Source organism: Accumulibacter sp., assembly GCF_029255125.1.
Taxonomy (GTDB): domain Bacteria; phylum Pseudomonadota; class Gammaproteobacteria; order Burkholderiales; family Rhodocyclaceae; genus Accumulibacter.
The window spans coordinates 1-9,054 of record NZ_JAPUVR010000068.1 but is presented as its reverse complement, the minus strand read 5'-3'; the positions used below and the strand labels follow the sequence as shown (position 1 = coordinate 9,054).

8 protein-coding genes are annotated in these 9,054 nt (G+C 63.6%); 7 read left to right on the top strand and 1 reads right to left on the bottom strand.

The genetic code is table 11. The features are described 5' to 3' along the window. The 7 genes from Q1L59_RS03360 to Q1L59_RS03330 form a co-directional block, all read left to right on the top strand. The coding region (locus Q1L59_RS03360) for a TolC family protein (RefSeq protein ID WP_300328016.1) at nt 1-1,232 on the top strand (1,232 nt) is incomplete at its 5' end. Beyond that, complete coding sequence (locus Q1L59_RS03355; RefSeq protein ID WP_300328013.1) at nt 1,229-1,750, top strand: hypothetical protein; 522 nt, start codon at nt 1,229-1,231, stop codon at nt 1,748-1,750. The genes Q1L59_RS03360 and Q1L59_RS03355, both read left to right, overlap by 4 nt. After that, nucleotides 1,750-2,925, top strand: a complete 1,176-nt coding sequence (locus tag Q1L59_RS03350) for an HlyD family efflux transporter periplasmic adaptor subunit (RefSeq protein ID WP_300328010.1) — start codon at nt 1,750-1,752, stop codon at nt 2,923-2,925. Before Q1L59_RS03355 ends, Q1L59_RS03350 begins: the two co-directional genes overlap by 1 nt. A gap of 8 nt (nt 2,926-2,933) precedes the next feature. After that, nucleotides 2,934-6,038: an efflux RND transporter permease subunit gene (locus Q1L59_RS03345; RefSeq protein ID WP_300328007.1), complete on the top strand. Its 3,105-nt coding sequence runs from the start codon at nt 2,934-2,936 to the stop codon at nt 6,036-6,038. Nucleotides 6,039-6,066: 28 nt separating this feature from the next. Continuing rightward, nucleotides 6,067-6,522, top strand: coding sequence for a hypothetical protein (locus tag Q1L59_RS03340; RefSeq protein WP_300328004.1), 456 nt, complete (start codon nt 6,067-6,069; stop codon nt 6,520-6,522). Between the two features lie 86 nt (nt 6,523-6,608). Next, a complete protein-coding gene (locus Q1L59_RS03335) occupies nt 6,609-6,779 on the top strand; it encodes a hypothetical protein (RefSeq protein WP_300328001.1) in 171 nt (56 codons plus the stop codon). 647 nt (nt 6,780-7,426) lie between these two features. After that, nucleotides 7,427-7,801 carry a hypothetical protein gene (locus Q1L59_RS03330; RefSeq protein WP_300327998.1) on the top strand — a complete coding sequence of 125 codons (375 nt, stop codon included), beginning with the start codon at nt 7,427-7,429 and terminating at the stop codon, nt 7,799-7,801. 480 nt (nt 7,802-8,281) lie between these two features. Here Q1L59_RS03330 and Q1L59_RS03325 read toward each other — a convergent pair whose 3' ends face one another. Continuing rightward, on the bottom strand, nt 8,282-8,770 hold the full coding sequence (locus tag Q1L59_RS03325; RefSeq protein ID WP_300327995.1) for a type II toxin-antitoxin system VapC family toxin: 489 nt from the start codon (nt 8,768-8,770) through the stop codon (nt 8,282-8,284). Nucleotides 8,771-9,054: the final 284 nt, after the last annotated feature.

The window sequence follows — 9,054 nt, the reverse complement described above, 5'->3', positions numbered from 1 at the left end:
GCCAACTGAGGCTGGTGGCGATTCTTGCCGTCGGCGTGCTCGCCGGCTTTTCCGCCCAGGCGGCAGAAGGGCAGACATCCGGACTGGCGAGCGCCGTGGACCAAGCCTGGCGCCTGAACCCTCAGGCCGCCGGGCTGGATGCCCGCGAGGCTGAAGCGCGTGCCGCGCAGGATCTTGCGGCTGGACTGACCCCCGAGCCCGGTTCGCTCAGCATCGGCAACTTGAGCGACCGCTTCAACCGCAATCAAGGCAAGCAGGAATTCGAGCTCGAACTGGCGGTTCCGCTGTGGCTGCCCGGCCAGAAAACGGCGCGCGAAGCCGAGGCGGCGAGCCAACTCGACGAAATTCTCGCCAAGCGTGCCGCCCTGCGTCTGGAGGTTGGTGGCGAACTGCGGGAAGCCTGGTGGGCGTTGGCAGCGGCACGCAGCGCCAAGCTGATGGCGTCGCGTCGCCTGGAAACTGCCCGCGCTCTGGAAAGCGACGTCATGCGGCGTTACAGGGTTGGCGAACTGTCGCGCATCGATGCCAATCTCGCGCAAACCGAGACGCATGCCGCCAATGCCGAGTGGGTCGAAGCGCAGGCAACGCTGCTCCAGGCCGAGCAGGCCGTACAAACCCTCACCGGTTCGCCAGCCCCGATGAATCTCGACGAAGAGTCCCCGACAGGGCGACGACTGATCGATGAAAGCGGCGATTCAGCCGCATCGCATCCCTGGTTGGCGGTCACCGCCGCCGCTGCGCGCAGCGCTCGTGCGCGCGCCAAAGTCGCGGATGAGTCGCGTCGCGCCGCGCCGGAGCTGGCGCTGCGCGTCGTGCGCGAGCGCGCCGACTTTGCCGAGTCCTATTCCAGCAGCGTCGGCATCAAACTCAAGATCCCGTTCTCCTCGGGCTCGCAAGTGCGTCGGCAAACTGCAGCGGCGCAGGCCGAGGCGAATCAGGCGGAGACCGACTTGCTGCGTACGCAGACCCGCATCCGGCTCGACGCCGAGCGCGCGCAGCGCAACCTGCAATCAGCCGAACGCCAGTTGGCCATGGCGCACGAGCGCCGCCAGCTTTCCGCGGAAAACCTGCGTCTTGCCGAGAAAGCCTTCGCGCTGGGCGCATCCGATCTGGCGAGCTTGCTGCGCATCCGCGCCGCCGCCTTTGATGCCGAAGCCTTCCTCGACCGCCAGCGCGTCGCGCGCGCCGCCGCGATCTCGCGTTTGAACCAAGCCATGGGAGTCTTGCCGTGAAACATGCCGTTGCCGTTGCTCTGTTTTTCGTGGCCGCCTCGGCATTCGGCCACGATGGAGAGGACCACGGCGCGCCACCGTCGCCCGTCACCCAGTCGGTCGAACCGCGTGCCGCCACGGCAAGCGAGGATTTTGAGCTCGTCGTGTCGCTCGAAGGCAAGAAGCTGGTGCTCTATGTCGATCGTTTCGCCAGCAACGAACCCGTGACGCAGGCAAAGGTGGAAATCGACGGCGCCGGGCTCAAGGGCGTGGCCAGCGAAACGACACCGGGAACTTACGTACTCGAGCTGAGCACGCCGCTGCCGCCGGCCAAACATTCGCTGACCATCAGTATTGAGGCGAGCGATAACGCCGATCTCCTTTCCGCCACGCTGGATACCTCGAGCGCGGTGACGACTGAAGTGCATGCGCACGGCTGGAGCGAGTGGGTCGTCTGGGCTTTCTCGGGAGCGCTGCTGCTGGTCAGCGGAATAGCATTTGCCGTCCGGCGGAACAAACGCGCGGAGCAGGGGGTTTGATGATGCGCAAAATCGATTTGCCGGTACTGCTCACCGCACTGATCTTGGGGTTGAGCGCGGGAAGCGCCCTGGCTCACGGCGACGAAGATCACAGTCAGGACGCCAAGAAGAAGACACCAGCCGCCGCGGCACCGGCAGCAAGCAGCCGGGGAACTGCGGGGGCAACTGCGGGCGCAACCGCGGCACCGCAGCGACTGGCCGACGGCAGCCTGTTCGTGCCGAAGCCGGTCCAACGCCAACTGGGTCTGCGCACGCAAGTGGTGCGTATCGCCGAACTGGCGGCGACGGTCGAATTGAATGGCCGGGTCGTTCCCGATCCGGAAACCAGCGGGCGGGTGCAGGCCATGTTTGCTGGCAGCGTGATTCCCGGTCCCAAAGGCATGCCGACGGCCGGGCGGAAGCTTGCCAAGGGCGAAATCCTGGCCTACCTGCGCCCGATCAGCGGCGCCATCGAGCGTGCCAACCAGAAAGCCAGCCTGGCCGAACTCGAAGCGCAACTGGCGATCGCCAAGGGCAAGCTGAAGCGCTTCGAGCAGCTCGAAGGCGCCGTGCCCCAGAGGGAGATCGAGGCCGCGCGCATCGAGCACGCCGCCTTGCAGCAACGGCGGGCGTATGTGCGCGCCAGCATCGACTCGGCCGAACCGCTGGCGGCGCCGGTGGCCGGCATCGTCAGCGCCTCGCACCACTTGCTGGCCGGACAGGTGGTCGACGCCAAGGAAGTGCTGTTCGAGATCGTCGATCCCTCCCGCCTTGCGGTGGAAGCGCTGGCCTACGATGTCGGCATCGCCAAGACACTGGTATCCGCCAGCGGCCTGGCGGAACAAACCGCACTCGAACTCAAATTCGTCGGTGGCGGGCAGCAATTGCGCGAGCAGGCTTTGCCCCTGCTGTTTCGTATCGCCAACCGCAACGCGGCGGTAGCCGTCGGTCAGCCGGTCAAGGTGATCGCGCGCACCGCGCAAGGCGTCAAGGGGGTGACCGCGCCGCGGACGGCGCTGACAAGAACAGGCGCCGGCGAGACCGCGGTCTGGGTGCATAGCGAAGCCGAGCGCTTCGTTGCGCGCCGGATTCGCCACCAGTCGCTCGACGCGGCGAACGTCGCCATCCTCGATGGCCTGCACGACGGCGAGCGCGTGGTGACGGTCGGCGCCGGATTGCTCGCACAGCTCAGGTAAGCGCGCCCATGTTCGCCTACATCATTCACGCCGCACTCAGGCAGCGCTTGATCGTGCTCGGCGTGTCGTTGCTGCTGATCCTCTACGGCGCGATCACCCTGCGCCAGATGCCGGTCGACGTTTTCCCCGACCTCAACAAGCCGACCGTGACCTTGATGATCGAGGCCGGCGGAATGGCCCCGGAAGAAGTCGAACAACGCGTCACCTTCCCGGTCGAGTCGAGCATGAACGGCATGCCGGGCGTGACGCGCGTCCGCTCGGTCTCGGGCATCGGTCTGTCGATCATCTACGTCGAGTTCGAATGGGGCTCGGACATCTACCGCAACCGCCAGCAGATTGCCGAACGACTGAATCTGGTGCGCGAAGCCCTGCCGCCCGGCATCGTCCCGCAGCTCGGGCCGATCTCGTCGATCATGGGCGAGATACTGCTCATTGCGCTGCCGGCCGATCCCGACAAGATCAGCCCGATGGCCGTCCGCGAATACGCGGACTGGGTGATGCGACCGCGTCTCTTGACGATTCCCGGGGTCGCCCAGGTCATCCCGATCGGCGGCGAGGTACGGCAATACCGGGTCGAGATCCGGCCGGCGCAACTGCAGGCGCTGGGGATAGAACGCGAGAAGCTGGAAAGCGCGCTGAAGGATTTCGGCGCCAACACCAGCGGCGGCTTTCTCGAAGCCCAGGGGCGCGAATACCTGATCCGCCAGATCGGGCGCAGCTCACGCATCGAAGACCTGCAGAATCTCGTCGTCGCCGTGAAAAGCGGCCAGCCCATTCTGCTTCGGCAGGTCGCCGACGTGCAGCTCGCGCCGGCTCTCAAGCGTGGCGACGGCAGCTACAAGGGCAAGCCGGCGGTGATTCTGTCGGTGCAGAAACAGCCGGCCGCTGACAGCGTCAGGCTGACCCGCGAGGTCGAGAAGGCCATCGCCGAACTCGGCGAGAGCCTGCCCAAGGGCTTCGCAGCGCCCTCGTTCCTGTTCAAGCAGGCTGACTTCATCGAGCATTCGGTGAACAACGTCGAGGAGGCGTTGCGCGACGGCGCCATCCTGGTCGCCGTGATCCTTTTCATGTTCCTGCTCAACGTGCGTACCACGCTGATTTCGCTGATGGCGATTCCGGTGTCGCTGCTGGTCACGGCACTCGTGTTCCGTTACTTCGGCCTGTCGATCAACACCATGACGCTGGGCGGCTTGGCCATCGCCATCGGCGAGCTGGTCGATGACGCAGTCGTCGGCGTCGAGAACGTGCTTCGGCGATTGAAGCTGAATCGAGCCGCCGAGGCGCCGCGTCCGGTTGTCGAAGTGATTGCTGCCGCAACGCTGGAGGTACGTTCCGCCATCGTCTATGCGACCGTGATCATCGTTCTCGTGTTCGTGCCGCTGTTCGTCCTGCCGGGGATCGAGGGCCGGCTGTTCACGCCGCTCGGCGTCGCCTACATCGTCTCGATTCTCGCCAGCATGATCGTTTCGGTAACGCTGACGCCGGTCATGGCCTACTACCTGCTGCCGTCGATGAAGCAGCTCCACGCCGGCGACAGCCCGTTGGTGAGTTGGCTCAAGCGCTGGGATGCCCGGCTTCTGCACTGGTCATTCGGCCACGCGCGCCGCCTGCTGACGGGTGCCGTGCTCCTGGTCGTCATCGTCGCGGCGAGCGTGCCCTTCTTTCCGCGCTCGTTCCTGCCGCCGTTCAACGAGGGCACGCTGACCGTCAACGTCCTGCTCAATCCCGGCACTTCGCTCGCCGAATCCAGCGCCATCGGCACCCTCGCCGAGCACCTGGTGATGCAGGTGCCGGAAGTCACGCAGGTTGGCCGGCGCACCGGCCGTGCCGAGCTGGACGAGCATGCGGAAGGCGTGCATTACACGGAAATGGACGTGGACCTGAAGGCCTCGGCGCGCAGTCGCGACGAGATCATCGCCGACATCCGGAGCCGTCTGGCCAGCCTGCCGGCCGCTTCCAACGTCGGTCAGCCGATTTCGCACCGACTCGATCACCTGCTTTCCGGTGTGCGCGCCCAGATTGCGCTGAAGATCTACGGCGACGATCTCGATACCCTGCGCGGCCTGGCGACTGAAATGCGTGAGCGGCTGGCGCGGATTCCCGGCGTGGCCGATCTGCAGATCGAAAAACAGGTGCTGATCCCGCAGGTCAAGATCCGGCTCGATTACGAGCAGGCGGCGCGCTATGGCGTAGCGCCCGGCAACCTGCTGCGTGGACTGCAACAGATGATCGAGGGCGAGAAGATCACTCAGATCATCGAAGGCAACCGCCGCTTCGATCTCCTGTTGCGCTTGCCGGAGTCTGCGCGCGGGCCGCAGGCCTTGGCCGAACTTCTCATCGAGACGCCGACCGGCTACGTCCCCTTGTCCAAGATCGCCAGCGTCGAGGAAAGCGATGGTCCCAATCAGGTCAGCCGCGAGAACTCCCGCCGCCGCATCGTGCTTTCCGCCAATACCGACGGCCGCGACATGTCGAAGGTGATCGCCGACATCCGCGCCGAACTGGCCGCCAAGCCCATGCCCGAGGGCTATTTCACGGCGCTCGAAGGACAGTTCCAGGCACAGGAGCAGGCCGCCGAACTGATCACGTTGCTCGCGCTGGTGTCGCTGACGATGATCTTCATGGTGCTCTACAGCCGCTATCGCTCGATCGCGCTGACCCTGATCATCATGGGTAACATCCCGCTGGCACTGATCGGTAGCGTGCTCGCCCTGTGGATTTCCGGGCAGCCGCTGTCGGTCGCTGCTCTGGTCGGTTTCATCACGCTGACCGGCATCGCCACGCGCAACGGCATCCTCAAGATCAGCCACTACATCAACCTGTGCGCCTTCGAAGGCGAACGTTTCGGCGAGCACCTGATCGTGCGCGGATCGCTCGAGCGTCTGACGCCCGTCCTGATGACCGCGCTGGTTGCTGCCTTCGCGCTGCTACCGCTGCTGCTCTCCGCCGATGCCCCGGGCAAGGAAGTCCTGCATCCGGTCGCCGTCGTCATCTTCGGCGGACTGGTCAGTTCGACCCTGCTCGATACACTGCTCACCCCGGTGATGTTCTGGCTTTGGGGGCAAGAGCCATTGCAGCGTTTGCTCGCCAGTTCGGAAAAAGAAAGTTTCTGACCCTTTTCATCACGCAAGGAGAGTCCCCATGAAGAAAACCCTGTTCCTGATCGCCGCCGCCAGTGCCTTGGCTCTGACCAGCCCGGCGTCGCTGGCCCACACCGACGATGTCCTCAATACCCAGAAAGCGCCCAATGGCGGTCAGTTGCGCATGGCCGGCGCGTATCACTTCGAGTTGGTCGTGGCCAAGGACAGCAAGGAAGCGAAAGACAACCCGGTGCTCGTCTATGTCACCGACCACGCTGGCGCGAAAGTCCCGACCAGCGGGGCCAGCGGGGCGGCGACCCTGCTCGCCGGCAAGCTCAAGTCGAGCGCGACGCTGGCGCCGGACGACGACAATCGGCTCAAGGGCATCGCCAGGTACGTGTCGACGCCGGACATGAAGGTCGTCGTCTCGATCAGCTTCCCGGGCAAGCCTGCCGAACAGGCGCGCTTCACACCGCTCGCCGTCGCCAAGGATGGACATGCGGATCGCCAGCATTGAAGCGGGAAGCCCTCCGCAGCGACCGCCAGGAGAATGCACCGATCACGCGAATGTCATCTCCGGGTCGGCTTGCTGTCCGGATATGAGTGCGTCAGACTGCTCCCGCCCGTCTGCTGCGGCATTGCGCTCGACCCGCCTTTGCGCTGGAGCGTCTGCGTGAAATCGACGCCGAACACCTGGTCCATGCGAGCGTCAAGCCGGGTCCTGGCGGCCGCGTCAGCTTGATGCTCACGCCGCTCGTCTCGCGGCCAACCTGAAAGTGGTCGCCGTGAGCCGGCGTGAAGTTGGATGTCCTTGAAGTCTGGATGTTCTTCGAGAGAGTGATAACGAGCTGGCGTTTCTTCGCTGCTTGGTTCTAGTTTGGTTTCCTTTCCAGACCGTGTGGTAGCCTGTCCTGTGGTGAGGCAGGAGGCGACGTGTGATGGTCAGAGCGAAGCAGAACCCCTGCGTGAATTGCGGTCGGGCGTTCGTGCCGGACAGGCGTAACGCGCGGCACCAGCCTTATTGCGGGGCGGCGACATGCAGGGCGGCGAGCAGGCGGGACAGCCAAGCCAGATGGCTCGCCAAGAACCCCGACTATCACCGCGGACCGGAAGCGGTGACGCGGGTCCGTACCTGGAGCCAGGATCACCCGGGATACCGCCGCGGCACGCGTGCGCCGGCTGCCGAGGCCGCCCCGACGCCCCCGCTACAAGATTTCTTGAACGCCCAACCGGCTGTTCTGATTGGCTTAATTGCTTATATCTGGGGGAGCACGTGACAAGATGACATCGCTTCGGCACTGACCTCGCTGCTACAACTGGGACAGGACATCCGAGGAGGCACACATGAACAGTCCGACGAAGCGGCCATTGAATCCGCAACGCCAGCGCCAGGTGCCCGCGCACTTCAGCCGGCTCGATCATTGGCTGGTGCGGAACACTACATCGAGAAGGCTGACGTCTGCGCCTGGGCGCTGTACCTGTTTCTCGTCAGTGTCGCCGACGCCTGCGGCCTTTCCTGCTACAGCGAGGCCAGCCTCTGCCGTCGGCTACAGATCGTTGCCGGTCGGCTGGCCCGCGCTCGCCGGGACTTGATCGCCCTCGACCTGATCGCCTACTTTATGCCGGTCGCTGACAACAGTCACCGGACGGCCTGCTTCAAGGAGCGGGCAGCCATTCTATGCAGCCGCTGCGGGGCGGTCATGCTCATCGTCAAAACGCGCATTCCTCCGCTGTTCCCGGAGCCGAAACCCGTTCCCTGGCTACCGTGGGAGCCCGCTGATCGTGTAGGCAAATGATCTCTCCAGTGTCACTGCAGTTCAGCGCCCGCACGCTGAGAACCCGGCTCGCCTTGCGTCGGCCCAGAATCGGGAGTTCTTCCCCCGTCACCGCCCAAATGGCGCGCCTCCGGCCACAACGGCAGGCTTTCGACGCCCGTTGAAGCGCTCGCCAAACCGGCAGAATACCCAGCCCGGCCATATCCCAAAAACATACTTTCTATGGGGCTCGACCAGCTCCCCCGGGCTCGTTCAACAAACGGTTCAGATCGCGACTTCGCGCGATCTAACCCTATTCGTCAGGCATGGCCTTATCCTGGCGGACGTTGAGTTTCCGGTAAATTTGAAGTCAGTTTAAGGCTCATATCTCGCCGATCCACGAGCTTGCAACCCGGTCGTTTTTGGCGCTCCCGAAGGTCGGCCACCATTTCATTTAGGCTATTGTGATGTTGGGCGGCGTAAGCATCCCGGTTCCGCCAAACCTCGGCGATAATTTCATCGCTATAAATCATCGTTATCCTCCGGCAAGAGTTCCAATGGTGTGCAGATTTCCGGGTAAGAGTACCCGGCGGTAGCGCAAATCGCACGAATGATAGGTTTCCTGGTAGCGTTGTCGATATGTCGGCAATTCCAAGTCAGCAGATAATCCATGCCATGAACCGCCGCCACCGCGACATGCAATGCATCGGCTTTGGCAACCTCGGGTATCCCTCCCTCCAAAATCAACCTTTCAGCAAACGTTTGAACTTCCTCGTCCATCAACAGTTCAGCGATTCCTTGTAGAGCTTCCAAACGTCTTGCAGCGGCTTCGGTATGACCGGCCGATGCTTCAGCAATAACCAAGGCGGAAGTAAAAAGCTCGTATTGACCTCGCGCTTCATCCCACCATTGGGCCGTTATTTGCTGCCAAGCCGCAGCCCTCACGTCGCGGCTTGGTCTTGCGGTGAAATAGCTCGGAATGGAAGTCTCGATATAAACGCTTTTTTTCATTTCTTGCCTAAATTTGGTTGTCGGGCACGATAAATTCATGCTCGACCTACCCGGCTAGGGTCTTTTCCTTGTTGGACGAAGCCGCTGCGCGGAGGATCCGGTGGTGACGCACTCGCCTCACAATGTGACGTTCCCCCTCAACCGAGGGACTCTCCCCTAACGACACTGGAGGTCATCTTACGATGAGTACATCACCGGAAGCAACGTTTGCCGACAACTACGAACGGCATCTACAACACCTGACGCTCAAGGGCTTGCAGCCGAAGACGATCGAGGCCTACGCG